General features: G+C 61.5%; 25 protein-coding genes. 9 read left to right on the forward strand and 16 right to left on the reverse strand.

Going from position 1 to position 25,989, the window contains the following annotated elements; translation table 11 throughout:
• Together CHU94_RS16250 and CHU94_RS16255 are read left to right on the forward strand one after the other, a co-directional pair.
• Nucleotides 1-1,200 carry a 3-oxoadipyl-CoA thiolase gene (locus tag CHU94_RS16250; protein WP_094481787.1) on the forward strand — a complete coding sequence of 400 codons (1,200 nt, stop codon included), beginning with the start codon at nucleotides 1-3 and terminating at the stop codon, nucleotides 1,198-1,200.
• A gap of 49 nt (nucleotides 1,201-1,249) precedes the next feature.
• A complete protein-coding gene (locus CHU94_RS16255) occupies nucleotides 1,250-2,428 on the forward strand; it encodes an acyl-CoA dehydrogenase (protein WP_094481789.1) in 1,179 nt (392 codons plus the stop codon).
• Between the two features lie 43 nt (nucleotides 2,429-2,471).
• Here CHU94_RS16255 and CHU94_RS16260 read toward each other — a convergent pair whose 3' ends face one another.
• From CHU94_RS16260 to CHU94_RS19115, 3 genes are all read right to left on the reverse strand, one after another.
• On the reverse strand, nucleotides 2,472-2,708 hold the full coding sequence (locus tag CHU94_RS16260; protein WP_094481791.1) for a hypothetical protein: 237 nt from the start codon (nucleotides 2,706-2,708) through the stop codon (nucleotides 2,472-2,474).
• Between the two features lie 116 nt (nucleotides 2,709-2,824).
• A complete protein-coding gene (dbpA, locus tag CHU94_RS16265) occupies nucleotides 2,825-4,207 on the reverse strand; it encodes an ATP-dependent RNA helicase DbpA (protein WP_094481793.1) in 1,383 nt (460 codons plus the stop codon).
• A 388-nt stretch (nucleotides 4,208-4,595) separates the two neighbouring features.
• On the reverse strand, nucleotides 4,596-5,939 hold the full coding sequence (locus tag CHU94_RS19115) for a hypothetical protein (protein ID WP_217901326.1): 1,344 nt from the start codon (nucleotides 5,937-5,939) through the stop codon (nucleotides 4,596-4,598).
• 423 nt (nucleotides 5,940-6,362) lie between these two features.
• On the opposite strand from CHU94_RS19115, the gene CHU94_RS16270 reads away from it, so the two are divergent.
• Together CHU94_RS16270 and CHU94_RS16275 are read left to right on the forward strand one after the other, a co-directional pair.
• Nucleotides 6,363-7,859 carry a M48 family metalloprotease gene (locus tag CHU94_RS16270; protein WP_094481795.1) on the forward strand — a complete coding sequence of 499 codons (1,497 nt, stop codon included), beginning with the start codon at nucleotides 6,363-6,365 and terminating at the stop codon, nucleotides 7,857-7,859.
• Between the two features lie 57 nt (nucleotides 7,860-7,916).
• Nucleotides 7,917-9,059 carry a M14-type cytosolic carboxypeptidase gene (locus CHU94_RS16275; RefSeq protein ID WP_094481797.1) on the forward strand — a complete coding sequence of 381 codons (1,143 nt, stop codon included), beginning with the start codon at nucleotides 7,917-7,919 and terminating at the stop codon, nucleotides 9,057-9,059.
• Here CHU94_RS16275 and CHU94_RS19570 read toward each other — a convergent pair.
• From CHU94_RS19570 to CHU94_RS16320, 9 genes are all read right to left on the reverse strand, one after another.
• A complete protein-coding gene (locus CHU94_RS19570) occupies nucleotides 9,056-9,877 on the reverse strand; it encodes a PEP-CTERM sorting domain-containing protein (protein WP_255034005.1) in 822 nt (273 codons plus the stop codon). The two genes, CHU94_RS16275 and CHU94_RS19570, sit on opposite strands and share 4 nt — an antisense overlap.
• 29 nt (nucleotides 9,878-9,906) lie before the next feature.
• Nucleotides 9,907-11,400: a DUF4384 domain-containing protein gene (locus CHU94_RS16285; RefSeq protein WP_176452060.1), complete on the reverse strand. Its 1,494-nt coding sequence runs from the start codon at nucleotides 11,398-11,400 to the stop codon at nucleotides 9,907-9,909.
• Nucleotides 11,401-11,416: 16 nt separating this feature from the next.
• Nucleotides 11,417-11,758, reverse strand: coding sequence for a hypothetical protein (locus CHU94_RS16290; protein ID WP_094481803.1), 342 nt, complete (start codon nucleotides 11,756-11,758; stop codon nucleotides 11,417-11,419).
• Nucleotide 11,759: 1 nt separating this feature from the next.
• Complete coding sequence (locus tag CHU94_RS16295) at nucleotides 11,760-13,067, reverse strand: hypothetical protein (protein ID WP_141211481.1); 1,308 nt, start codon at nucleotides 13,065-13,067, stop codon at nucleotides 11,760-11,762.
• A 163-nt stretch (nucleotides 13,068-13,230) separates the two neighbouring features.
• Entirely contained in the window at nucleotides 13,231-13,617 is a 387-nt protein-coding gene (locus CHU94_RS16300) for a hypothetical protein (RefSeq protein WP_094481807.1), read from the reverse strand.
• A 25-nt stretch (nucleotides 13,618-13,642) separates the two neighbouring features.
• Nucleotides 13,643-14,374 carry a PEP-CTERM sorting domain-containing protein gene (locus CHU94_RS19575; RefSeq protein ID WP_255034006.1) on the reverse strand — a complete coding sequence of 244 codons (732 nt, stop codon included), beginning with the start codon at nucleotides 14,372-14,374 and terminating at the stop codon, nucleotides 13,643-13,645.
• A gap of 162 nt (nucleotides 14,375-14,536) precedes the next feature.
• Nucleotides 14,537-15,709 carry a dienelactone hydrolase family protein gene (locus CHU94_RS16310; protein WP_217901327.1) on the reverse strand — a complete coding sequence of 391 codons (1,173 nt, stop codon included), beginning with the start codon at nucleotides 15,707-15,709 and terminating at the stop codon, nucleotides 14,537-14,539.
• 18 nt (nucleotides 15,710-15,727) lie between these two features.
• Nucleotides 15,728-16,375 (reverse strand): FecR family protein, encoded by a 648-nt coding sequence (locus CHU94_RS16315; protein ID WP_094481811.1) that lies wholly within the window; start codon nucleotides 16,373-16,375, stop codon nucleotides 15,728-15,730.
• Between the two features lie 141 nt (nucleotides 16,376-16,516).
• Nucleotides 16,517-17,164 carry a response regulator transcription factor gene (locus CHU94_RS16320; RefSeq protein WP_094482809.1) on the reverse strand — a complete coding sequence of 216 codons (648 nt, stop codon included), beginning with the start codon at nucleotides 17,162-17,164 and terminating at the stop codon, nucleotides 16,517-16,519.
• A gap of 33 nt (nucleotides 17,165-17,197) precedes the next feature.
• Between CHU94_RS16320 and CHU94_RS16325 the strand changes: the two genes are divergently transcribed.
• Nucleotides 17,198-18,559, forward strand: a complete 1,362-nt coding sequence (locus CHU94_RS16325; RefSeq protein ID WP_176452061.1) for a HAMP domain-containing sensor histidine kinase — start codon at nucleotides 17,198-17,200, stop codon at nucleotides 18,557-18,559.
• A 9-nt stretch (nucleotides 18,560-18,568) separates the two neighbouring features.
• Here CHU94_RS16325 and CHU94_RS16330 read toward each other — a convergent pair whose 3' ends face one another.
• The gene (locus tag CHU94_RS16330; protein ID WP_094482811.1) at nucleotides 18,569-19,009 is read right to left on the reverse strand and encodes an FKBP-type peptidyl-prolyl cis-trans isomerase; all 441 of its coding nucleotides are present in this window, start codon (nucleotides 19,007-19,009) and stop codon (nucleotides 18,569-18,571) included.
• Nucleotides 19,010-19,074: 65 nt separating this feature from the next.
• Here CHU94_RS16330 and CHU94_RS16335 point away from each other — a divergent pair, with 65 nt between their 5' ends.
• Both CHU94_RS16335 and CHU94_RS16340 read left to right on the forward strand, forming a co-directional pair.
• Complete coding sequence (locus tag CHU94_RS16335) at nucleotides 19,075-20,226, forward strand: HD domain-containing phosphohydrolase (RefSeq protein ID WP_217901328.1); 1,152 nt, start codon at nucleotides 19,075-19,077, stop codon at nucleotides 20,224-20,226.
• Nucleotides 20,227-20,332: 106 nt separating this feature from the next.
• The gene (locus CHU94_RS16340; RefSeq protein ID WP_217901329.1) at nucleotides 20,333-20,848 is read left to right on the forward strand and encodes a histidine phosphatase family protein; all 516 of its coding nucleotides are present in this window, start codon (nucleotides 20,333-20,335) and stop codon (nucleotides 20,846-20,848) included.
• Between the two features lie 30 nt (nucleotides 20,849-20,878).
• Here the strand turns inward: CHU94_RS16340 and CHU94_RS16345 are convergent, their stop codons facing one another.
• Complete coding sequence (locus tag CHU94_RS16345) at nucleotides 20,879-21,712, reverse strand: transporter substrate-binding domain-containing protein (RefSeq protein WP_094481819.1); 834 nt, start codon at nucleotides 21,710-21,712, stop codon at nucleotides 20,879-20,881.
• A gap of 244 nt (nucleotides 21,713-21,956) precedes the next feature.
• Entirely contained in the window at nucleotides 21,957-23,951 is a 1,995-nt protein-coding gene (gene htpG / locus CHU94_RS16350; RefSeq protein WP_094481821.1) for a molecular chaperone HtpG, read from the reverse strand.
• Nucleotides 23,952-24,077: 126 nt separating this feature from the next.
• Between htpG and CHU94_RS16355 the strand changes: the two genes are divergently transcribed.
• The gene (locus tag CHU94_RS16355) at nucleotides 24,078-24,368 is read left to right on the forward strand and encodes a TfoX/Sxy family protein (RefSeq protein ID WP_094481823.1); all 291 of its coding nucleotides are present in this window, start codon (nucleotides 24,078-24,080) and stop codon (nucleotides 24,366-24,368) included.
• 81 nt (nucleotides 24,369-24,449) lie between these two features.
• Entirely contained in the window at nucleotides 24,450-24,716 is a 267-nt protein-coding gene (locus CHU94_RS16360; RefSeq protein WP_094481825.1) for a hypothetical protein, read from the forward strand.
• Here the strand turns inward: CHU94_RS16360 and CHU94_RS16365 are convergent.
• The gene (locus tag CHU94_RS16365) at nucleotides 24,713-25,978 is read right to left on the reverse strand and encodes a triacylglycerol lipase (RefSeq protein ID WP_094481827.1); all 1,266 of its coding nucleotides are present in this window, start codon (nucleotides 25,976-25,978) and stop codon (nucleotides 24,713-24,715) included. The two genes, CHU94_RS16360 and CHU94_RS16365, sit on opposite strands and share 4 nt — an antisense overlap.
• Nucleotides 25,979-25,989: the final 11 nt, after the last annotated feature.

The raw sequence follows: 25,989 nt of genomic DNA on the forward strand, positions 1-25,989 counted from the left end.
ATGCTCAACGCCTACCTGTACGACGGCGCCCGCACCGCCTTTGGTCGCCATGCCGGCGCTTTGTCCTCTGTGCGCCCGGATGATCTGGCCGCCCATTTGCTGCGCACCCTGGCCGAGCGCTCGCCCATGGCGCGCGAAGCTGACGATGTGATCCTCGGCTGTACCTGCCAGGCGGGGGAAGACAGCCGCAACATCGCGCGCCATGCTGCGCTGCTGGCAGGCCTGGGGCCGCAGGTACCAGGGCAGACCGTCAACCGCCTGTGTGGCAGCGGCCTGGCTGCGCTGGTAGATGGCGCACGTGCCATCTCGGTGGGCGAGGGCAATGTGATGCTGGTGGGCGGCGTGGAGAGCATGAGCCGCGCCCCCTTTGTCATGGCCAAGGCCGAGTCGCCCTACAGCCGCGACCTGCGCGTGGCCGACTCCACCATTGGCGCGCGTTTTCCCAACCCGCTGCTTGAGCAGGCCTTTGGCCGCCACACCATGCCCGAGACGGCCGATGCTGTGGCCGCCGAGCTGGGCCTGAGCCGCGAGGACTGCGATGCCTACGCCTTGCAGTCGCAGCAGCGTTTTGCCGCCGCGCAGACGGCGGGCATGTTTGCACCCGAGATTGCCCCCATCGAGGTGCCGCAAGGTCGCAAGGCGCCACCGCTGTCGTTTGCGGTGGACGAACACCCACGTGCCGACACCACGTTGGCTTCGCTGGAGAAGCTCAAACCCTTGTTTGCCGGTGGTGTGACCACGGCAGGCAATGCTTCCGGCATCAATGACGGTGCTGCCGCGCTACTGCTGGGCAGTCGCGCCGCTGGCGAGCGCCATGGCCAGGCGCCGCTGGCGCGTGTGTTGTCAGCTGCCGTGGTGGGCGTGGAGCCCCGCCTGATGGGGCTGGGCCCGGTGGGTGCCATCGAGCTCGCGCTGGCGCGTGCTGGCATCAGCTTGGCACAGGTCGATCTGCTGGAAATCAACGAAGCCTTTGCGGCGCAGGTGCTGGGCTGCCTGCACCGACTAGGCTTGCAGGCCAACGATACACGCGTCAACCCGAATGGCGGCGCGATTGCGGTGGGCCACCCGCTGGGTGCCTCCGGCACCCGCCTGGCCCTGAGCGCCGCCCACGAGTTACGCAGGCGCCAAGGGCGCTACGCCGTGGTGAGCCTCTGCATCGGCGTGGGCCAGGGTATTGCGGTGGTGCTGGAGCGCGCCTGACCCCGCCACCTCCCTTATTAATTCACGAACCCTACACGAAGGAAACCCCATGGCCTCCAACAACACATTCCAATGGAACGACGCGTTGCTGCTCGACAGCCAGCTCACCGACGACGAACGCCAGGTGCGGGACGCCGCCCACAGCTACTGCCAGGAGCGCCTGCTGCCGCGCGTCCAAGACAACTTCCGCCACGAGAAAACCGACGCCAGCATCTTCCGCGAGATGGGCGAGTTGGGCCTGCTGGGCGCCACGATTCCTGAGCAATATGGCGGCGCTGGCCTCAATTACGTCTGCTACGGCCTGGTGGCCCGCGAAGTGGAGCGCGTGGACTCGGGCTACCGCTCCATGATGAGTGTGCAGTCGTCCTTGGTGATGGTGCCTATCAATGAATTTGGCACTGAGGCGCAGAAGCAAAAGTACCTTCCCAAGCTGGCCACAGGCGAGTGGATTGGCTGCTTCGGCCTGACCGAGCCCAACCACGGCTCCGACCCCGGCAGCATGATCACACGCGCCAAGGCCGTGCCCGGTGGCTACAGCCTCTCGGGCGCCAAGATGTGGATCACCAACAGCCCGATTGCCGATGTGTTCGTGGTCTGGGCCAAGGACGATGGCGGCAAGATCCGCGGCTTTATCTTGGAGAAGGGCTGGAAAGGCCTGAGCGCCCCCGCCATCCACGGCAAGGTGGGCCTGCGCGCCAGCATTACCGGTGAGATCGTCATGGACGAGGTGTTCTGCCCCGAAGAAAACGCCTTCCCTGACGTGCGCGGCCTCAAGGGGCCGTTCACTTGCCTCAACAGTGCGCGCTACGGCATCGCCTGGGGTGCGCTGGGTGCGGCGGAGGATTGCTACACGCGGGCGCGCCAGTACACCATGGACCGCAAGCAATTCGACAAGCCGCTGGCGGCCAACCAGCTGATCCAGAAAAAGCTGGCCGACATGCTGACCGAGATTTCATTGGGGCTGCAAGGCTGCCTGCAAGTGGGCCGCCTCAAAGACAGCGGGCAGGCTGCTGTGGAGATGACGTCCATCATCAAGCGCAACAGCTGTGGCAAGGCCTTGGACATTGCGCGCCTGGCGCGCGACATGATGGGCGGCAACGGCATCAGCGACGAGTTTGGCGTCGCCCGCCACCTGGTGAACCTGGAGGTGGTGAACACCTACGAGGGAACGCATGACATCCATGCACTGATCCTGGGCCGTGCCATCACCGGCATCGCGGCGTTCTGACAGGCCCCGGGGTGTGCGTGTGCGGGCGGTGGCACGCACCGCATCAGTTCAGCAGGTAGCTGTCGGCCTGGTCTTCAAAGTCTTCGGCGTCGATAGCGGCGTCGTAGGCCGCGCGCGCGGCAATGGCTTCCTTGGTGTAGGGGATCAGTGGTTTGTCCAGCGGGCGCAGCTTGTGGCGACGCAGGCCACGCAGTTGCTGGGAGCGTTCCATGGTCTGCAAGACCAGCTCGGGCTCCATCATCAGGCTGAAGGGGTTGAGGGCGGCAGTGGTGTTTTTCATGGCAGTTCTCCGGTAAGCAACACGCCAGGCAAAGACTCTGGCGCTTGGATGAACTGTAGTCACGCCCCCGGGGAACTGGAGTCCGACACGCGCTGTAAGTCGTGTAGGAAAAAGCCTTACAACAACCGCGCTCGCACGCTCTTGCCCTTGACGCGTCCGGCGTTGAGCTTGGCGCAGGCGTCCTTGGCGATATTGCGGTCCACCGCCACAAAGCTACAGAACTCGGTGACCTGAATCTTGCCAATCTGCTCGCGGGTGTAGGCGGGGCCCCCTTCGGTGCTGGTCAGTGCGCCCAGCACATCGCCGGGGCGGATCTTTTCTTTGCGGCCGCCAGCAATCTGCACGGTCACCATGGGGGGCAGCAAACGCCCGCTACCCGTGGCAGTGAGCTCCTCGCGCTTGAACCAGACCGAGGCAGCGTTCTGGTACTGCTCAATCTTGCCCACAGCCCCCATCTCGTTCATGGTGGCCAGGCTCACGGCCAGGCCCGACTGCCCCGCGCGCCCGGTACGGCCAATGCGATGCACATGCACTTCAGGGTCCGGCGTGATGTCCACGTTGATCACCAGGTCCAGCTCCTTCACATCCAACCCGCGCGAGGCCACATCGGTGGCCACCAGCACCGAGCAGCTGCGGTTGGCAAACTGCGCCAGCACCTGGTCACGGTCGCGCTGTTCCAGGTCGCCATGCAGGGCCTGGGCCACAAAGCCCTGGGCTTGCAGCAACGTCACCAAGTCATTGCACTGGGCCTTGGTGTTGCAGAACGCGATGGTGCTGGTGGGGCGGAAGTGGTTGACCAGCAGGCTCACCGTTTCCAGTTTGTTGCTGCGCTCCACCTCGTAAAAGCGCTGCTCGATGGTGCTTTCTGCGACGGGCGCCTTGACGGTGATTTGCTGCGGGTCGCGCATGAACTGCTTGGCCAGCTTCTCAATGCCCTCGGGGTAGGTGGCCGAGAACAGCAGGGTCTGGCGTTCCTTGGGTGTTTGTTTCACCACCGTGGCAATGTCGTCAAAGAAGCCCATGTCCAGCATGCGGTCGGCTTCGTCCAGTACCAGCGTGTTCAGGTTTTCCAGCGACAGGTATTCACGCTCCAGCAAGTCCATGATGCGGCCTGGCGTGCCCACCACAATGTGCGCGCCATTCTCCAAGCTGGCACGCTGGCCACGTGTGGCCACACCACCGCACAGCGTCACCACTTTGATGTTTTCTTCGGCCCGCGCCAGGCGGCGAATTTCCACCGTCACCTGGTCCGCCAGCTCGCGCGTGGGGCACAGCACCATGGCCTGCACGGCAAACCAGCGCGGGTTCAGCTTGGCCAGGAGCGCCAGCGCAAAGGCCGCCGTCTTGCCGCTGCCGGTTTTGGCCTGGGCAATCAGGTCTTGGCCGGCCAGTGCCACGGGCAGGCTGGCAGCCTGGATGGGCGTCATGGACTCGTAGCCCAGTTGTTGCAGGTTGGCCAGGGTGGCGGGGGAGAGGGGGAGAGAGGAGAAAGCAGTCATGCCCCGATTATCGGCGGCTGGGGTTAGTCATGGTTGGCTGGCGCGCCTAGATGCTATGGTTTTAGTAGCTGTTTGCGCATATTCCACGGGGGCTAGAGGTTTGTTTTATATGTAAATGCCTCTTGCTGGGTCTTGGCTTGCGCACGGCGGGCGGCGTGGCCCGCGTTCTCCGGCTCGCGTCGCGGGTGGCTGTATCTGGTGGGTTGGGGTTACTGCGTTAACGCCGTGGCTGGCGCGCATGCGCTGTGGCAACCGCGAGTGCGGCCTGCGCCCGCGGGCCCCACCACCCGCCTGGGTTAGTGGGCTTGGATGCGATTTGGAACTTCGTCTTTAGGCTGAATGCAGTCATCCAATCCAACTGTGGGCGCGAACAAAGTCTAGGGTTTGCTTAGTGGGTCATGGGACGAATGCTAGGCAAAACCAGCTGATATGTTTGCCTGCCTTCCACGACACCGCCTTGATTGGCAGTACCTGTATAAGAGTAACTTGCAATATCAAAAGTCAATCGACCTCGTGCAGCATTAACCCCCCAAAGATTACCCCACCCATTGCCAGAAATCACATTCCCGACTTCTGGCAGAAGGACCCTCGTAACATCAATCACCTCACCGGCATAACTGAATCGATGAATGATTAGACTATCTCTGTCAGACCGAGCTATTGCATAAATCGTCCCTGCATCGCAAGTGACAGTCTGTAATTGCGTTCCAGCCGCTGCAAATGTCTTAACTTTCTCGGGAATAGGAATTCTTCGTTTATCTAAAGTGACTAGTGTGAAGCCTTTTAAATTCCTCTTCCCATCTTGTTCATCGTATTCGTATTTACGGATTTGGTAAATCCATTGAACTATTTCTTTGCACGCTGCTGACAGATATCCACTTCCAGTCCACTCCCCCATACCAGCACGGTACTCGGAAGCTGATATTGGTTCAGACGCTGTTACCGTTCTTGCAATTGATGCAGTAACGGACTGTGCTGAAACTTGCGCAGCGAAACTACTTTCAATAGCAGCCTCAAAGTGGGCGTCAGGAGGTGGAGCTTTTGGCGCTAGGCGACAATCACCAAATTGACGTGAAAACCGAGCTTCGTAAGAAGCATACCAGTCGCCATAGGTTCTTGGTATTTTTCTAGGTAGAACTCCCCCAGACTGACCTTCTGCCTCGGCAATGAGCCGCGCAACTTTTTCTGTACTGAAATGAGCCCCTTCCCATCCACTCCAAACAGAGTGAATGGAAATGTTTGCGTCCACGATTTCTGGCGGAACGGTTTCTACTGAAACCGGCTTCCATTGAAAGCCTGTATAGCTAAGGTATATGAATGGTAATTCCGGACATCCATAGGTCTGGGCGGTTTCCTTATTCGGTCGTCCACGAATGACCAAAAATGGGACACTGCCAACAAAATCCAAAATTACCGGGGAGAAATAACGCAGTCCTTCCCAAGAAATTCGTTCGTTGGTATCTGGGTGACGAAATTCTAGTCGATAGGTATCTAAAGAGCTTTTTCGAAAGTCAAAATATCCAGGCCATGGCATCGAGGCGTCAATTCGATTTGTTGCACTTAACTTAACTTCGACAATTCTTCCATCTCGAAGTTGAACATCTTCAATCCAATCTACTTTATCGAGCGCACTCGCCTGTGCGGATACAAAACATAGCAAAAAGGCAATCAACCATTCGGCATACCGAAGGGTGGACTGGAATGAAAAAAAAGGCGAAAAGTCATTAATCAACACCTCTGTAGTGAATGAATTGGGTGGTCGAAAAGCCTTCGAGCATTGATTCTTGCGATGTGCTCCAGTGGCTCCGCATTTGAATGACAGCTTTCGCCGCATTGTGTCCATTTGCTGTTCACCTGAACATCCCCTGTTCGGGTGATTCTTCCCGTGCCCCATTTTTCAGATACGCCACGTCAGGCAGGTAGCCCGTGTACCCGGGCGCAGGCCCCACTCGCGCTTGCCACAGAGCAAGTGTGCCAACCACGGTGTTGATGCAGGACCCTTTGCCAACAAAAACAGCCGCCCGCGACGAGGCCGGAGAACGGGTGCACGGGCTGCATGCCCCCCCAAACCCGTAGCCCCAAAGGGGAGTCCGCGGGGAAGCCCCAAACCCCAGCCTTCCCTAAAATGCAAGCATCGCCACCGACATGCAAGCCCATGAAGCTCAAACTCCCCAGCCTCCTGCTCACCGCCCTCTTGCTCGCCAGCTGCGGCACCACCATGGTCAACCCGGTGACCGGGCAGGCCGAGCGTTCGGTGATGAGCGAAGAGGACGAAGTGGCCGAGGGGGCCAAGGCGCATGCGGAGGTGTTGAAGGAATACGGCGCCTACAACAACGCCGCGGTGCAGCGTTATGTGAATAACCTGGGCCAGGCGCTGGCGGCGCAAAGCCACCGCAACCAGCTGCAGTGGCACTTCACCGTGCTCGATAGCCCCGAGATCAACGCCTTTGCGCTGCCCGGTGGCTATGTGTACGTGACGCGCGGCATCATGGCCTATATGGACAGCGAGGCCGATCTGGCGGGCGTGATTGGGCATGAGATTGGCCACGTGACGGCCCGCCATGGTGCGCAGCGCGCCACGCGCCAGCAAAACGCCGGACTGGGTGTTTTGGCCGCCAGCGTGCTGGGTGCAGTGCTGGAGAGCCAGGGCTTTGGCGGCGCTGGGCAGCTAGCCAGCCAGGCCTCGCAAAGTGTGGCGGCGGGCTACATCGCGTCGTATGGGCGCGAGCAGGAGTTGCAGGCAGATGGGCTGGGTGCCGAGTACCTCTCGCGCACGCGCTACGACCCGCGCAACATGGTGGACGTGATCAACGTGCTGAAGAACCAGGAGCGTTTTGCCGCCGACCAGGCCAAGGCAGAAGGCCGCCCGGTGCCCAGTGGCAGTGATTGGCTGGCCTCGCACCCCAGCAACGACCAGCGCTTGCAGTCCATCACGGCGCTAGCCGCGCAGTACAAAAACCAGGCGGGCTACAACGACGAAGGGCGAGAGCGCTACCTCAAGCTCATCAGCGGCATGACCTTTGGCGACAGCCCGGCCCAAGGCCTGACGCGCGGGCGCAACTTTTATCACGAGCCCCTGGGCATTGCGCTCACCGCGCCCACGGGCTGGTACATCCAGAACGACGCGGACCAGCTTGCCCTGCTGAACACCGCACGCGACGCGGCCGTGGTGGTGCGCGTGGCGCCAGCGCAAGCGGGCAAGACACACACAGAGGTGATTCGCTCTCTGCTCAAGCCCACGCAGGGCCGCACGGAGGCCACTACGCTCAACGGGCTGCAGGCCACGCGGTTTGCTGGCGCGCGCACCGCCAGCAATGGCCAGACGCAGGCGCTGGAGGCCACGGTGATTACCGGCCCGGGCAACACCATGTATCTGCTGCAAACCAGTGCCAAAGATGCCAACGCCTTGCAGCGCGCCCGCGCCCAGGTGCGCGAGGTGGAGGGCAGCTTCCGCGCCCTTACGGCCCAAGACCGTGCCGCGGCACGGCCCTGGGGCATCAAGACGGTGGCCTACCCCAAGGGCGGGTTTGCCGAGTTGGCCAAAAACTCCCCCATTGCGCGGCCCGAGCAGCAGTTGCGCCTGATCAACGGCTACTACGGGGGCGGTGAGCCCAAGCTGGGGCAGTTGGTCAAAGTGGTGGATTCTCTTTAATTGCTATTAAAACAGGAGCTGCTCGCGCAATAAGCGTGGGCGCTAGAGGCCAATTTCATGCATAAACTGCACATTTCCACCCAGTTCGACTCCGGCGCCATTGAGGTGGTGCAACTGGACCGGGCCGACGATATCCAGCTGCGCATCCGCAAGGACAGCGCGGCGGACTTTGCCCAGTGGTTCCACTTTTGCCTGCATGGGGCGGCTTTTCAGCCGGTGACGCTGCGCTTCTTGAATGCAGGTGATAGCGCTTACCCCAAGGGCTGGGACGGCTATCAGGTGGTGGCCAGCTACGACCGCCAGGAGTGGACGCGCATCGACACGCAGTTTGATGGCCAAGAGATGACCGCGCGTCTCACGCCCATGGCGCAGGCGGTGTACTTTGCCTACTTCGAGCCCTATTCCTATGAGCAGCACCTGGACTTGCTGGCCTCGGCCGCCACCTCGCACTGGGTCACGCAGCAACGACTGGGCAGCACGGTGCAGGGCCGCGACATGACGCTGCTGCGCATCACCGACGAGGCGGGCACCACCCCCATCGAGCAGAAAAAGAAGGTCTGGATGATTGCGCGCCAGCACCCCGGCGAGACCATGGCCGAATGGTTTGTGGAGGGTTTTCTGGAACGCCTGCTGGATGCCGACGATGCCGTGGCCCGTGTGCTGCGCGACCGCTGTGTCTTCTATGTGGTGCCGCACATGAACCCGGACGGCGCGGTGCTGGGCAACCTGCGCACCAACGCCGCCGGCGCCAACCTGAACCGCGAATGGGCAGAGCCAACGGCGGAGCGCTCGCCCGAGGTGCTGCTGGTGCGCCAAGCCATGCTCGACATTGGCGTGGACCTGAACCTGGATATTCACGGCGACGAGGGTCTGCCCTACAACTTTGTGGTGGGCTCCGAGGGAACGCCGGGTTACAGCCCGCGCATTGCCGCGCTGGAGGACGCGTTCAAGGTGGCTTGGGCCGCCAGCTGCCCCGACTTCCAGGACCGCCACAACTACGGCAAGACGGCGCCCGGCCAAGCCAATTTGACATTGGCCACCAACTGGATTGCCCAGCAGTTTGGCTGCCTGGCCTTCACCATCGAGATGCCGTTCAAAGACAACGCCGACCTGCCCGACCCCCTGGTGGGCTGGAGCGGCGAGCGCTCCAAGAAACTCGGCGCCAGCGTGCTGCAGCCGCTGCTGCAGTGGAGTGCTTAGGCGGCTTTGACCGCCTTGCGCTTGCGCGCCACTGCCCCTACCAGCCCCAGCCCAGCCAGCAGCAGGGCGTAGGTTTCGGGTTCGGGGACAGCGGAGATGGGGGGGATGTAGCTATTTGCTTCACGGATGCGTGTGATATCGATACCAAAATTCACGCGTCCGGACTCGGTTCCCTGTCCGAGCCCATAGTGCGTGAAAAAGAAGGCGCTAGCGTTACTGCTGCGAGAAAACCTGCTTAGGTCAGAAGGGCTGATCTCATTGGGTCCCAGCATGTCCGGCGAAGCAAAGAGTCCGGCACCGCCGGCGAACAAAGAGAAAGATATCGATACGGAGGTCGCGATCGGGATGCCGCCGATCACGGTGCCCGCACCTGGCAGGGTGCTGCTGACCTGGGTGTTCAATGCAGCCGACTGAACAAACCCGGTTCGAAGGCCGTAAAGATCGAAGCCAACGCCAAATTGGTCATTGGCCAGGTCTACGTAGCAATCAAAAGCCAAGTTCACGCAGGAGTTGTTGATCGCGGAGAAGGAGAACCCGTTTGAAGCGGCCGACGTGCTGCGGACCGCATGGGTGTAGCGGCCCTTGTCCAACGCGGGGTCTGTATCTGGGGTGCTGAAGTCCAAATCGAACGACAGCGAAAACGCTTGCCCGTCTAGCGCATCGACGATGCTGCTGCGCGTGGTCGTATTGCCGGACCCCTCGTTCAAGGTGCGGATCGTGCCTTCAACGTTGAAGTGGCGAATGGTTTCGGCCATGGCGGGTGCGCACAACGTCACAGCCACAATGCCTGACACAACAGCTTTTTGAATGGCGGACATGGACATAGGTTTTCCTTTGGTTGGTGTTCTTACTTGAGTACTGCGTTAGCCGAAGCCACGGACTCCTTGGCCACGCTCTCCAGCAGTTTTTGAATGTCGCCAAATCCTCCGATGGCGTTCAGGTCCTGAAAGTCGCCCCAGCGCAGGGCGGCCGGAATGTCTTTGTAAATTTCTCGCGGTGCGGCGAAGCAGGCCACGGGCACACTGCCGCTCTCGCCAGGCAAGAGCTTGAAGCCTTGTTGGCCAGGCAATAGCAAGGGCTTTGTTGGTTCCACCATCGGATCATCGACAAAGCGGTTGGGGAAGATGCGCTGCAGTTTTCCGCCCGCGGTTTGTGCATAGCAATACACATAGGCTGGCGCGGTGGTTTGAACAGCGAATGACAGTCCTTCATTGGCCCCGCCGGGTGCGGGTGCAATCTTCAGCCCAATCCGTGCCGCTTCTGGGCTGGCCGCAGGCGGCGCGGCGGCGACATCACGAAATGGCTGCGCCGGTGGGGGTGGGAACGGGCTGCTCAAGAAACGGGTAAAGAAGGGCAGATCCACTAGCGCCTTGTCGCCCATGCCTGTGGCAGACCGGTAGGCCGATACCGCTTGCAGCAGAGCGGGGGTCACATTGCCGTTGGCCGGACCGTCAAAGTAGCCGCGGTTGCGCAGCTGGGTTTGAAAGTAGGCGGTGAGTTCGCCACCCCGCTCCATGCCAATGAACCAGTCTTCAATCTCGTTGGCAATCTCGGGGTTGCGGGCATCGGTATTGAGGCAACTCCAATACGGCAGCTTGAGCAAGCGCCCAAACAGCTCCACCGACGACAGCTCCACCATGTTGCGCAGGGCCTGCGCGGTCCCGTCCGAGCGTTGCAGCGAGGTGCTGAAGTTAATGCCCACCTTCGTGAAGGTGGCCTGCGCGTCCAGGGCGTCTCCTTCTTTGGTGATGGTGGTGAGGTTTTTGGAAACCACACCCGGGATCAAGGATAGGCGGGCTGTATCGGCCATCGCCACATCCAGCCCCATCACATTGAATTGCTTGCTGGTGGAGGCGCCGGCCCCAAACAAGCTGCCAAACGAGAATCCACCATCGGTCTGGCGCTTGATGACGCCCTCATCGAGCTGGGAAATCGAGCCGCGCAGATTGAAACGCGGCACCACCGCAAAAGCGCTGCGCTTCTGTGCGTTGGCCATGAAGGCCACGGCATTGTTGGCATCTTGCCCAAAGACGATCACTTCAATGGCCCGGCTACGCCGGCTCTGTTCCGAGATGGCGGACATCATCATGTCGCGCGTGCCAGCGCTGACTTTCTTGGTCGCGTCAGACAGGTCTTCCAGCACCACACTGACATCGCGTACCGCATAGTCTATGTAGAGCTTGTCCATGCAGCGCATGGTGTCTGAGAAGTTGGTCACATTGCGTTGCAGCGCGCCGGTGGGCGACTTCAAGGCCGTCTGGGCATCCGCCGCTTTGGGCGGCAAGGGTGCGCAGGCGGTGACAACGAGCGTTGCCAATAGAACTAAACGTGACTGGGTCATGGTGGTTGTGTGTTGCTTAGCGGCAGTTGTTGCCCGCCTGGATGATGTCGCCGGTGACGATGACCGTGGTTTCGCGGCGGGCAGAGGTCCCGATCTTTTTGTCATCTTCAAACACGTTGCCGATGGCAATGGTGCAGCCGTCACCCAAGGTCTTGATCGCTGAGCCTGTAGAGCTGGGCTCACCGTCAGCGAGCTTGGCGCTCGCGCGTTCGGCGGCGCGCGCTGCCTGCTCGCTTTTGGCCCGGGCAATGCGTGCGTTGATGTTGTCGCCTATCTCGGCGGAGCCAGCTTGGGCCGATGTGATGGCCGCAAATAAAACTGTAACGCCCAGAGTGAATTGGATTCGACAAGTGCGCATTTCAACGTCCCTCGACGCCGCCGACGATCACTGTTTGCCGTTGGCTGCTACCACTGGTTTGCTGGTTGATGTCTCCGCTGATTTGGACATCAGTCGCAACTCTTCCGCTGGAGGTCCCGCGCACACTGCCCAGGTTAATAGTCTGCGTGATGTCGTCGCCGGCTGCAGCACTTTGGGTTAGGCGGCCGCTCACCAAAGCTTTCGTACTCACCACTGCACTCGTCTCTTGACTACTACCAACGCTGATGGTTTGTGTGATTCTTTCTCCAGACTTCGCTTCTTGGGAGATGGCGTTCGTGGTGAAGGCTTCAGTGGTCACTTGGTTGCCAGAGCGCTCTACAGTCCCAATTGCAATCTTCTGATTGGAGTTCGCTGTGTTTCTCTGAACTTGAGAGATCGTTCCTGAACTACCCGCTGAAGTGGCAGTATTGCCCCTGGAGTCCACCACGCTGCCTATTTGAATGGTCTGGGTTGAATCCGAGGCCGCTCCTGCGTCCTGGGTAGCCGTGCCATTCAGCGTTGCATTTGTTCTCGCATTGGTCGGACTGCCGCCAATGACGCTTCCGACGTCCAGGGTCTGGGTCTGGTTGTTTGTCGTGGTCTTGACTTGATTGACGGCTGCATTGATGGTGCCATTGGTAGACACTTGTCCTGCAGCATCTACACGATTCACGGCACCTGCGGTGATCGACTGAATGCCGCCAGATGAGCTCCGTTGGTCTTGTGTGATGCTTCCATTGATCAAGCCACGCGTGTTGATGCTGGAAGCCTGGCTGCCGCTGATGTTTGCTACACCAACGGACTGTCCACCACCATTGAACTCGCCGATTCTTCCTCCACCACCATCGCTAATTTGGGTCACGCCGGGGCCGCTGATCGTGCCATTGGTGTTTGCGGAGCCGACACTGGAGCCCGTCAAACTTCCAACTCCGATAGTTTGCTGGTTGCTGCCTGCTCCTCGTTGAATTTGACTAACCGGTGCCGTAACTACGCCTGTTAGCGAAACATTTCCACCACTAGTTGCATCATTCTGGCCCGCAATAGAGAGGGTTTGGCTTGCTGATCGGATGGTATTGCTTGACTGCGTAACGTTACCGGTGAGTGTGCCGCGGGTGGTTAAGTTCGAAATGCCCGGGCCGGAGGAGGCTGTCGCTTGGGTTGGCGTAGCGTTGCGATCAGCCGAGTTCTTTTCTGGAAACTCCACGGTGTCGGTTTTCCCGTCGGTCGCAGCAGTTTGCTGCGCCAGTACCGGGGAAATCGGCAAGCTGAAGAGTGCCACCAAAGCAAAGCAAGAACAAGGTTTGTTCATTTCAATGTCTCCTTAGAAGTTGTTCGTTGAACCTGTTGTGATGGCTGTCGCTCTCCGTTCGCTGTTGGTCCCGGGGCTTCTACATTGGGTGGAAGTGGCCATGCCCAAGTCATCGTTCTTGCCATGTGCACAGTAGAGGTGAGCGAACGAGATTCAACGACCGTCAGTAGCTTCCAGTCGTTGCGGATACCTTGGCAGCACCCCCCACGGTGTGCCACACGCCGCCGCTGCCTTCGCCATTGCGGTCACCGGGTTTGGTGTCGCCCACAAAGTAGTACAGCGGCTTTCCTTTGACGGCCCACTGCTTGGCACCGTTGCTGTCGATCAGCGTGAAGTCGCCTGCGGGCGCCGCACCCTCTTTGGCTACAAATGCAGGCCAAGCCGTCAGGCAGCCGCCACTGCAGTTGCTCTTGCCGGGCGTGTCTTTGTCAAAGATGTACACCGTGCGGCCCGCTGCGTCGGCCAGCACGCCGTCGCGTACGACAGGTTGGGCCTGTGCGGTGGCGGTTAGCACAGTGAGAAGGGCGAGGGAGAGGAAGTGTTTGGTCATGGGTTGTCTCTTCCGATGGCGATATTCACACGGCTGCCTTGGCACTGCGGCGTCGCACCACGGCTCCCATCAGCCCCAACCCGGCCAACAGCATGGCGTAGGTTTCGGGTTCGGGGACTGGCGCCAAGGCTGCCGAATACACCACGTTGTCCATGGCGTAGCTGCTCATGCAACAGCCCGCACCCTCGAAGACGATGCGGTTGAACGCCTGGGTGGATGTGAAGCCGATGAATCGCAAGGTGCCGCCTGCCGTGGTGGGCGGCAGGTATTCGCCCACGTGGCTGTACGAGCCATAGCCGGCAAGGCTATTCGCGTCGACGCTGATGAGGGAATAGGGCCTGTTGGTGGGGTTGATTCCTGCGAACCATGCACCGAATGCCATCAGCCCTTGGTCAAACTGAAAATCACCCCATCCACCATAGTCTGTGTTGAGATGCAGGTTGGTACTGCCATCGGTGTAATAGGTCTGGCTCGGTGCGTCCAACGTGAAATGACCGCGCGCTGTAAAGGCACCGAAATCCAGGTTGTTGGCCGACACGTCTGCGGTATAGCCATTGAAGTTGGTGCTCTGAACTGCGCCGGTAGCCGCCAAAAAGCTGGTTGGGTCTGTGTACACCGTGAAGCTGGCGCTTGCCGGCAACGCTGCGAGTGCGAGGGTGCCGGCCAATGCGGCATGGCCCAAAGCCTTGCGCCGGCTAGTCCGGGGTTGACCGGGCGCATTGAAGACCGTGGTCCAACGTGGGTTGCGGATATGCATAGAAAACTCCCTGAAGTGTGGGTGGTGTGCCCGGTGGCGAAGTTCGAAAACTTCAAGGGAGAGGCTAAAACTCCAAGGGGCAAGCCGCAATGCGTCTGAGTGCGTAGGCGGCAGCAGTTTTCTACGCAGTTCTGCGTAGAAAACACTGCTTTGGCACCGGCATTAGTCCGTCCAGACTACGCTGTCATCCACCGCATAGAGCTTGCAGGCGGTCTTGGCGGTTTGGGCGCAGCGCTCCAGGCTGCGCTGGATGACGTTGTCACCCGAGAAGAACGCCCATTCACCTTTGGGGCCGATAGCCATGGCGCGGGGCAGGTCGGTGGTCAGGAAGCGGAGGTAGCCGCTGTCCTTGACGTCTTGCTTCACTTTGGGGAGTTTGCTGGCGTCATCGATAGCGGCATATCCGCTGGCAGGCGGGGCCCCCGCAGCTTTGGGGGGCGCGATGCCCAGCTTGGCGACGAACTGGTCCAGCACCGGGCGCCACAGCGGCAGGCCCTTGGACAGCAGGCTGTGCCCGTCGGTGCTGACGGGGCCGAAGGCCGCAAACTCTGCCTTGCCACCCGCGCTGGTGTAGGCCTCGTGCCACTTGCGTGGAATGTCGGCGCCCCAGAACAGATCGTTCTCGGCATACAGCCACAGCATGGGGGTGCTGCCACCATTGGCCTTACCGGCCTTCTCAAAAGTGTTGGCCAAGCGGTGGTAGCCGCAAGGATTGGCTTTCCGGTTCACGGGGTCTCCGCCGCCGCCGCCGGCGAAGTTGATGCCAGCGATGACAGATGGATGCTTGGCACCCATGGCCACCACGGTGGCAAAGCCGCCCATGGATTGACCCATCACCAGCACCTTGTTGGGCAGTACCCAAGGCTGCTTGGTGGCAAAGTCAATCGCTGCCAAGGTTTGTACATTGGTAGCCGCAGCGGCCACGTCGTAGTTCTTCTTGTCACAGTCGCCCGTGAACTCAGGGTCCACCGCCATGCCGCTGTCCCCATAGCCCACGCGGGTGGGTACAAACACCGCCACACCGCGCCGTGTCCAGTAGCGCGCCACATCGGTGTAGCGGTAGCGCGCCGGTGTGGCGCGCTGGGTGCCGTCGCGGCCATGCTGCATGACGACGGCAGGAAAGGGACCGTCACCCGGCGGCTTGAAGTGGGTAAGCACCATCTCACCTTGGTGCGGTCCGCCGTACAGGGGCTGCACGGTCACAGGCAGTTTGACGACGGTTTCAAACAGCTCGGCCACCAGCGCAGGAGGCGCGGGGCCGTCTTCGGGGGCTGCGGGTGCTTGTGCCCAGGCGTGGGCACATAGCATGAGGCTCACACATACAAGGCGATGCATCATGGCAGTGGTGGCGGCTTAGTAGCTGAAACTTTCCTGGCCCGCAAAGGGCGGGCGGCGGCCCACCAGGGCTTCGAGCATGGTGAGTTCGTGGTCGCGGTGGTTGATGACCGGGGCAGCCTTCAGCAAGGGCGCTGATGCGTCCATGCCCACAAAAAAAGGCGAGTCGTGGTAACGGGTGGTCACGGTTCGCGCCTGGCTTGGGTCCGCAGCCGGTGTCAGGTCGGCGGTGCCGTAGCAGAGGCAAAAGTAGGTTTGGGTGTCGGTGGTTTCAATGTAGCAGGCCGTGCCGCGGATGCCGGCCGTCATGGTGGGCATGACGATGCGCTTGTTGCCCGGGCCAAACACCGCAAGCACCTTGCCAGTGACCAGTCGCAGAATGCCGGTGACCCCCTCGCTGGCGAACTGCACTTGGCTGTCTTCACGCATGAGGTAGGCGTTGTTGCCCATCACGTACACCACTTCGCTGGCTTTGCCGGTGGTAATTGTGTCGCCCGTCAGCACCAGCTGGCCTTCCTTGGCAGGGCTGCCATTGATCTGCACAGAGCCTTTGAGCCTTCGGATGCCAGGCGCCAGCGGATGTGTGCCCATGGCCATCAGTTGCACCATGTAGGAGGACAGGCTGGCAGCGCCCAGAGCCTGAAGAATGCTGCGACGGTGAGACATGGGGTGCTTTCCTGGAGTGGGGCGCGTGCGGTGGCAACGTCGCGGAGCTTCAGGCGATGCTACCCACAAACAAGTCCGGCGCGCAATACGCACTCGGGCGTAGGCCGGGCCGATGGTTTGCGCGGTAGGGCCTGTGGCCGTTTACAGCGGTCCTGGTACCGTGTTGCCGCCCTCAGCCCGTATGGCGTAGGCCGCCATTTCGGCGCTGTTGCGCAGGCCCAGTTTGCTGCGGATGTTCTCGCGGTGTTTGCGGGCAGTGGCTTCGCTGATGCCCAGCTTGGCACCCATCTCCTTGCTGGTCAGGCCTTCGCCCACCAGTTTCAGGATCACGGTTTCACTGTGGGTGAGTTTGGTCTCAGGCCCGGGCGCCGCAGGTTCCTGGATAAACAGGGCCGCAATTTCGTTGCTGACGTACCGTCGTCCCTGGGCAATGCGCCGGATGGCCTGCAGCAATTCGTGGCTGCTTTCATTTTTGGGCACGTACCCCGCAGCACCCAGTGCCAGCGCAGCCCGCACCGATGCCGCGTCCATGCGGGCTGTCACCACCAGGGTGCGGGTGGGGCATTGGGCTGTGCGCAACGCCTGCATGACGGCCAGGCCATCCAGCTGGGGCAGACCCAAGTCCAGCAGCAATACGTCGGGTTGCAGCTCCTGCACCAGGGCAAGCGCCTGCGCGCCATCGCGTGCAATCCCCGCGCACTGCAGGTCCGCCTGCGTGCCCAATAGCAACTCCAGGGCATCGGCGAGCAGGGCATGGTCTTCGGCAATGAGCACTTGAATGGATGGCATAGTCGCGCATTATGGAGTTGTAGAGTCTGCCCCATGCCCACGAAGAGCGAACGCACCCCCCTCGCGCAGTATGAACAGCGCGCATTTGCCCACTACTTTGTCTTCGACCTGCATTTCCCCCTGGCGGCGGTAAGTTTTTTGACCGTTGTGTGCGCGTGGCTGATGCATGGGCATGTGCCCAATGCCCTGCTTGCTGCGTGGGTGGGCTTTGCCGTGGTGGCGAACTTGGCGCGGGAGCTGTACATGTGGCACTCGCGCCCCCACATGGAAGAGCCATATCGCCAGGCCACCGTGCTGCAGGTCTATACCTGGTCGTCCCTGGCGTCCGGGCTGACATGGGGCGCGTTTGGCGCGATGTATATCGACACCCATCAACCCACGGCGCAGTTGCTGGTAGGGTCCATTTTTGCAGGGCTGATTGGTGTGGCCGTCACGCCCTTGGCGGTTCATCTTCCTGCGTTCTATGCATTCGTGCTTCCCATCCTCCTGCCTTATTTGTGGATCATGGTGCAAGCGGGGGGAACAGAGCAACTGCTGCTGGCCGGCATGACCGTGGTGTTCCTGAGCGTTATTTCCAGGTATGCCCATGACTCCCATCGCATGCACCGCGAGACTGTGCGCCTGCGCTTCGAAAACCAGCAGCTGATTGCCGACCTCGGGGAACGCAAGGTCGCGGCAGAGGGGGCATCCCAGACCAAATCGCTGTTTTTGGCCGGAGTCAGCCACGACCTGAAGCAACCCATTCGCGCCATGGGCCTGTACCTGGGGGTGTTGCAACACACCGAACCCGCAGCCCACTCTGCGGCCTTGTCCAATGTGGTTCCCAAAATGGAAAAGGCGTTGTCCGAATTGCACGGGCAGGTGTCCCGCTTGTTGGAGCTCTCACGCTTGGAGTCCGGGGCCCTGCAATTGCGCATGGAACAGGTGGCCCTGCAATCGGTATTTGCGGATTTGCACGGATTGTTTAGCGAGCAGGCGCGCAGCAAAGGCATCCGTTTGCATTTCGCCGACATCAGCCAGCGCCGCCATGTGACCGTGTGGACCGACCGGCGTTTGCTCGAGTCCATTCTGCAGAACCTGGTCAGCAATGCCCTCAAGCACACACCATCCGGGGCCGTGTATGTGGGTACTCGTTGGCGCATGGACTACCCCGCAGGCCGCCAGCTCTGCATGGAGGTGCGCGACAGTGGCACGGGCATTGCCAGCCATCTGCAGCCCCAATTGTTTGAGGCCTACCGCAGTTTTGACGACCGGCAGGCCAGCGAAAGCCATGGCTTGGGCCTGGCGATTGCCAAGGCCCAGGCCACCTATCTGGGTTGCGATATCCGCTTGCGATCCGAAGAGGGGAAAGGCTCGACCTTTACCTTGTGCGGGCTCGCACAGGCCCCGTTCTGAGGCACGGGTTTACTTGCCGTTGATGCCCAGCAGTTCCACCTCGAACAGCAGCGTGGCATTGGGCGGGATCACGCCGCCGGCACCGCGCTCTCCATAGGCGATTTGCGGTGGGCAGGTGAGCTTGGCTTTGCCACCCAGCTTCATGCGCTGCACGCCTTCGGTCCAACAGGCGATCACGCGGTTGAGCGGGAACTCGGCGGGCTCGCCGCGCTTGTAGGAGCTGTCGAACTCCTTGCCGTCCGGCAAGGTGCCGCGGTAGTGCACCTTCACGGTGTCGGTGGCCTTGGGGCTGGCGCCGCTGCCTTCTTTCAGGGGGCGGTAGACCAGCCCCGTGCTGCTGACCACGGCGCCCTCTTCTTTGGCGGAAGCGGTGGTGGTGGCGTTCTGTGCCCAGCTGCTGGCACAGGCCAGGGCCAGGGTGAGGGCGGTAATGCGAGAAAAGGTTGGCATGGTGGAGTGCTCGGACATAGGAGCCTTGGATTGTCGCAGCCGTTTGGCCGTGGTCCAATCCTGCCATGCCAGCGTTGACAGATTCCAGTTCGATTCACCCACAGTACCACGGCATGGGGGCGGTGGCCCACAGCCTTTCCGAGCAATTGCGCGCAGTTCACAGCCTGATCAGCGCACGTTACACCTTCATCGATCGCGTTGCGGTGGTGCTCTACGACCCTGCCACCGATTTGCTCAAGACTTTTGTCAGCAGCAACAAAGACGACACCTTGCTCAAGCAGTACGAAGTGCCACTGAGTGATGTGCCTTCGCTGGCTGAACTGGCTCGCACCCGACAGCACCGCCTGGTGGGTGATATTGCGGAGACGTTCCGTTCCAACAGTCTGCACACCAGCTGGCTGAAGGCGCAAGACTATCGCTCCAGCTACACCACACCCGTCTACCAAGACGGTGCCTTGGCCGCGTTCCTGTTTTACGACTCCAAGGAAGCGCAGGCATTTGACGAGGACGCGGCGCGGTTTTTGGATCTTTTCTCCGACCTGATCGCGCAGCTCTACCTGCTGCAAAAGCGCTTGGTGCACGGTCTGGTGGGCACGATCCAGGTGGCGGTGGATCTGGCCCGCATTCGCGATTTTGAAACCGGCCAGCACCTGGAGCGCATTGCGTACTACTCACGCATCATGGCGCGTGCGCTGGCCGACAAGTACGGGCTGACGGATGAATTCATCGAGTACCTGCAGCTCTTTGCGTCCTTGCATGACATTGGCAAGGTCGGCATCCCGGACCACATCCTGCTCAAGCCCGGGCGGCTGGATGCGCAGGAGTATGAAGTCATCAAGCGCCATGTCACCCTTGGCGAAGGCATCATCGACCGCATTGCCCGTGATATGGGCATGCAAGACAGTTTGCCCGCCCGCATCATGCGCAACATCGTGGCCACCCACCACGAGCGCGGTGATGGCTCTGGGTACCCGCGCGGGCTCACCATGGAGGAAATTCCTCTGGAAGGCCGCATTGTGGCAGTGGCTGATGTGTACGACGCACTGACCAACCGGCGCACCTACAAAGATTCATGGGATGACGCCGCAGTAGCCCAAGAACTGCAACGCGAGGTTGATGCTGGCCAGCTGGACGGCGACTGTGTGGCCGCCCTGATGGCTGCCCGTGAGGCCCGCGCCGCCATCAAGCTGCGCTTTGCAGACCAGCGCCAGGCCTGAGTCGGTGTGGCTCATGCGTCCGGCCATGCGAGTGCTAGTGAACTCCAAACATCGTCGAAGGTTGGCTGTGGCGCCTTCCCGGAGGGCGCTCTTACTGGGTTTTTGTGTGGCACTGGGGGTGGGCATGGCTGGCGCGGAGTTGCCGTCCCCCGCGTTGCAAGCTGGGCGTGTCGTGCTGGTGCGCCATGCCCAAGCGCCCGGTGTCGGCGATCCCGCCGGTTTTGACTTGCGCGATTGCCGGACCCAACGCAATTTGAGCGAAGAAGGTCGGCAGCAAGCACTGCGCATGGGCGAGTTCTTCCGGCAGCAGCGCGTGCCGGTGGACGCGGTGTGGTCCTCGCAGTGGTGCCGCACACGCGAAACCGCTGACCTGGCATTTCCCGGACAACGGGTAGACCAAGCCGCGTTCAATTCCTTCTTCGGGGAGCCCGATAGCGCCCCGGTTCAAACCCGCGAAGCCTGGGCGCTGCTGGATGGCTGGCAAGGCAGCGGTTTGCTGGTTGTGGTGACCCACCAGGTCAACATCACAGCCCTGACAGGTGTGGTTCCGGCTTCCGCAGAGGCTGTGGTAATGGCGCGGCAGGCTGGCCGGTGGGCCGTCGTCGGGCGTCTTACCCCCTGAAGTGGATGCGTTCTCGGTGCCGCCGCGTGCTCACGGCAGTGGGCTTGCCAGCTGGCGCTCCAGCCGGGCACGGAAAGGCTGGACCAGATACGACGGCAGCCACCGCTCGTAGGAGTCCAGTAGGGTATTGTCCTTGCGCATGGACAAGGCCAGCCGGTTCAAGTCTTCAAAACTGCGATCGGTTTGCGCGCTCTTGGTGCAGCTGAAGCGCCCGGCCAGCAGATCGCTATTGCCGGCAATGGGGTAGAAGTGCAAGTTGGCAACGGGGCTGTCATAGAACGCAGCTTCCCCTGGGTAGGAGAGCGTGTAGTCAAACCGTTTTTTCTTCAGCATGCCAATCAGCGATTTGGTGGAGTTGTCCTGGTGGACCGTAAACACCTGGCGCGCACCGGACTGCAACAGAGGCCCGAGCATGCTATCGATCTTGGCCCCATAGGTTCTCTGTCCTGCCACCCCGATGCGCAGCTCTGTGGTGCGCAGCAGATCGTGCAGGCGCAACTCTCCATCAGGGTTCACGAAGCGGCTGAACAGTCCTTTGTCTTGCAGCCTGGCCACCACGCCGACCGGGTACACATAGCCATAGGGTACGGTGAAGCGTAAGAACTCTTCACGCTCCGGGGTGTGGGCTGCCATGGCGGTGCAATACGGTCCACCGCTTTGCGCCAGAAACAGTACCCGAGGCCAGGGGAGCACCTCTTCTGCAAACTGGTGCTGGGGCAGCTTGTTCCGCACCTGTTGCAGCAGTTTGTCCATATAGCCCTTTTGCGCCGGGCTGGCCCCTGGCATGGCCAACGGCGGGAAGTCGGAACTTAGCCAGGTGATGTTCTCTGCCTGCACCGGCGTGAGCGCAAGCCATCCACCCATCAAGCATCCGATTGCCCAATGTCGCGTATTCATAGAGGTACCACAGTTCATGTCCACGTAGATGGCGAGCATAGTCCAGCGAGTCAGGGTGGTGGACGTCGCGCGCCGGATGCGCCGGTACAAAAAAGCCCCAAACGCCAGGTGGCGGTGGGGCTCATTCTGATGGTTGCTACAAATTTAATAGCTTTTTACGCAGTATCCATAGGGGTTTTCGGTCAATTTGATGCCTATTTCGCCTCTGCCATCACACCAGCAGGGCATTCACCCGCTTCACATACGCGGCAGGGTCGGCCGGCAGGCCGCCTTCGGCCAACAGGGCCTGGTCAAACAGGATGTGGGCCAAGTCGTGGAAGTGCACACTGCCATCGAGCTTTTTCACCAGCGCGTGGTCGGCGTTCACCTCCAGCACGGGTTTCACATCGGGTGCGGCCTGGCCGGCTTGCTTGAGCATGCGGGCCAACTGGGTGCTCATACCGTCATCTTGCACCACCAGGCATGCCGGGCTGTCGACCAGGCGGGTGGTCACGCGCACGTCATCGGCCTTCTCCTTGAGTGCTTCCTTGAGCTTGGCCAGCACGGGCTTGAAAGCTTCGGCGGCCTCTTCGGCGGCCTTCTTCTCGGCTTCGTCTTGCAGCTTACCCAGGTCCACGGCGCCCTTGGCCACGCTTTGCAGCGGTGTGCCGTCAAAGTCGTGCAGGTAGCTCAGGGCCCACTCGTCCACGCGGTCGGTCATCAGCAACACTTCGATGCCCTTCTTCTTGAAGACCTCGAGTTGCGGGCTGTTCTTGGCGGCGGCCAGCGTGTCGGCTGTGATGTAGTAGATCGCTTCTTGACCTTCCTTCATGCGGGCCTTGTAGTCGGCCAGGCTCACGCTCACGGTGTCACTGGTGCTGCTGGCAAAGCGCAGCAGCTTGGCGATGCGTTCCTTGTTGCTGAAGTCCTCGCCCAAGCCTTCCTTGAGTACGGCACCGAACTCGGCATAGAACTTGGTGTACTTGCCCGCGTTGGCGTCTTGTTCTGCCTTTTCTTCGGCGCTGAGCACGTCGGTCACGCCATCGGCGCCAGCTTCAGGCACTTTGTCTTGCTTCGCCAGGGTTTCCAGCATGGAGAGCACGCGCTTGGTGTTGCCTTCGCGGATGGCCTTCACATCGCGGCTTTCCTGCAGCAGCTCGCGGCTCACGTTCAGGGGCAGGTCAGCGCTATCGACCACGCCCTTGATGAAGCGCAGGTAGCCGGGCAGCAGGGCTTCGGCATCGTCCATGATGAAGACGCGCTTCACATACAGCTTCAGACCGCCCTTGCGGTCGCGGTTGTACAGGTCCATGGGCGCTTTGCCGGGCACATACAGCAGCTGGGTGTATTCGGTACTGCCTTCCACGCGGTTGTGCGTGTGGGCCAAGGGCGCCTCGAAGTCGTGGCTGATCTGCTTGTAGAAGTCGTCATACTGCTCTTGCGTAACGTCCTTCTTGGCGCGGCTCCAGATGGCATTGGCCTTGTTGACGGTTTCCCACTCGCCAGTCTTGACCATGCCACCGGGCTGGCGGCCGCCGTTCTCGTCGCTGGGGTTGATCAACTCGCCGTCTTTCCACTCTTCCTTTTCCATCATGATGGGCAGGCTGATGTGGTCGGAGTACTTGCTGATGATGCCCTTGACCTTCCAGGTCTGCAGGTAGTCGGATGCGTCCTCGCGCAGGTGCAGGATGACGCTGGTGCCGCGCGCTTCACGGGTGATGCTCTCTACTTCGAACGCGCCGCCACCGCTGGCGCCGCCATCGCTCACCCAGCGCACCGCTTCATCCGCCTTGAGGCCAGCGCGGCGGGATTCGACGGTGATCTTGTCGGCCACGATGAAGCCGGAGTAGAAGCCCACGCCAAACTGGCCAATGAGGTTGCTATCGGCCTTCTGGTCGCCTGTGAGTTTGCTCACAAAGTCTTTGGTGCCGCTCTTTGCAATCGTGCCCAGGTTGTCGATAGCTTCTTGCTGTGACAAGCCGATGCCGTTGTCGGTGATGGTGAGCGTCTTGGCGTCCTTGTCGAAAGTGACCTTGACCTTGAGTTCAGGGTCGTTCTCGTACAGGCCGCTGTTGTTGATGGCCTCAAAGCGCAGCTTGTCGCAGGCGTCGGATGCGTTGGAGATCAGCTCGCGCAGGAAGATTTCCTTGTTGGAGTACAGCGAGTGCGTCACCAGGTGCAGCAGCTGGGCCACTTCGGCCTGGAAATTCATGGTTTGCTTGGTCATAAGTCAGTCTCTGAGTCTCAAAAAACGATGTGCACCGCCAGACATGGCGCCTGCGGCGCGGGCAACCCGCAATTATGGGCGAGGGGCTGGGTTTCAAGAGCGCAGCATTCTGGCTACATTGACGCCATGCAGACCGCCAACGCCATTGCCTCCTTGCCCAATCTGGGCCCCAAGTCCCAGCAGATGCTGGCGCGTGCGGGTATTCACACGCTGGCCGATCTGAAGGCGCTGGGCGCGGTGGCGGCCTATGTGCGGATCAAGCGTTCCGGTGCGCATGTCAGCCTGAATCTGTTGTGGGCCCTGGAAGGAGCGATTTCCGGCCTGCATTGGCAAGACGTTGCCCGGGACCACCGCACCAGCCTGCTGCTGGCGCTGGAGGATTGCGAGCGGAGTTCCCGCTTGGCTAAAGAAGAGTAGCGCCGAGGGGCTTGCGCGTACCCCTTCCCCTGCGTGAGCGTTCGCGCTACATTGCAAAAAAGCCTCAGGGAAGCCCAACGCATGAAACCGCAACCGCCCCTGCCGCCCTCCGACAAGCGGGCGGCCACACCCTCCCAAACTCCCAAGCCATACGACGGTTTGCTGGACCCTTTGCCAGTGCCTGAGGTTTCCGAGAGTGACACCGATACCGCATGGGGCTTGTGGGAGGCCAGCGTGGGTGGGCTGCTGCAGGACGGAAAAGCGGCGCCGGAGGCGCCCCCGCAGGGCTATGAACCCACCCAGCCCGCAGGGCTGGATGGGGAACCGATCCCCAAAAACAAAGTTTAGTCAGCGGGCGTGTGCGGCGCCAGCCAGGCCAGCAACTGCGCCGCCACTTCGGGCCGGTGCAGCAACTCCATGTGGTTCATGCGGTAGGCAATGCACTGGCTGGGTTTGGCAAACACCAGCCTGCGTTTCGCGTCGTCATGCTGGCCCAGCGCGCTGCGCAGCGGCACCAGGCCATCGCCCAGCAGCCGGTCGGCCAGGGCGCCGCGCCGGCTGGCGGTGGTGGCGGCCACGGTGTAGCAGGCCACGCCCTCGGGCAGCGGCACGGGCACCCGGCGGTCCGGTCCCTTTTGGAAGCGGTCGCGGCCCTGCCAGTCTTCTGGGCTGACATGGCCATAGCGCAGGTCGGTAATGCCGGCACTGCGCAGCTGCCCCAGCTTGGCAAAGGGGCGCGCGTAGGGTGTGGCGCCCAAAACCACGTCCACCCAGTTGCCCGCGCGTTCCAGCGGTGCGCCGTGGTGCGGCGTGCCCAGAAAGATGATGTTTTTAAGCGCCTGCCGCCACGCTGCGGCGGGCACGGACTGCAGCACCGCGCTGCGCGTGACCAGCCCGCCCATGCTATGCGCCAGCACCGTGATTTCTGTCACCGGCACGGGCCAATGGGCCACCAACTGGGCCAGCTCCGCCGCCAGGTGCGCACCGTTGTCGGAGGTGTGCAGGCCGGTGTTGTAGCGCACATTGACCGGGGTGTAGCCCAGCGCGGCCAGGGCGGTGGCGTGGCTGCGCATCTCGCCGCCAGCGGTGGTGTGCGTCCACTGCAAGTCGTTCATGCACAGGCCGTGGATGACGACCAGCAGCTTGCCGCCCACGGTGGTGTTGGCTGGCAGCGTGGACGGGGTGGCCCAGTCCAGGCGCTGGCCCGCGTGGCGCAGCTGCATGCGCGTGGCCAGCGGGTTGCCGCTGGCGGCCAGGCGGTCGCCCAGCACGCCGTTGAGCGCAGCCAGCACCGCCTCGCGCTGCGGGGTGTCGGGCGCTTGCGCATCCGCCGCGTCCAGCAGTGGCTGCAACCGGGTCAGGATGGCATCGGCACCGCTGCCTACCAGTTGGGTCACACCCTGCACGGTTTGGTAAATGAGCCCGGTCAGCCCGCGTGTGGTGCCCTCAGCCTTGCCGCCGGGCACGCCCAGGCTGCCCCAGACCGACTGGTGCACCCCCTCGGCCATGCGGGCCACGCCGCGGGTGGCCTGGGTGGCCAACTGCACCACGCCGCGCAAGTCAGCCGCGCGGAAGTGCTGCAAGGCCTTGGGGCGCGAGGGCAGGGGCATGGATGCTTTTG

The sequence above is a fragment of the Rhodoferax sp. TH121 genome (genome assembly GCF_002251855.1).
GTDB lineage: Bacteria > Pseudomonadota > Gammaproteobacteria > Burkholderiales > Burkholderiaceae_C > Allorhodoferax.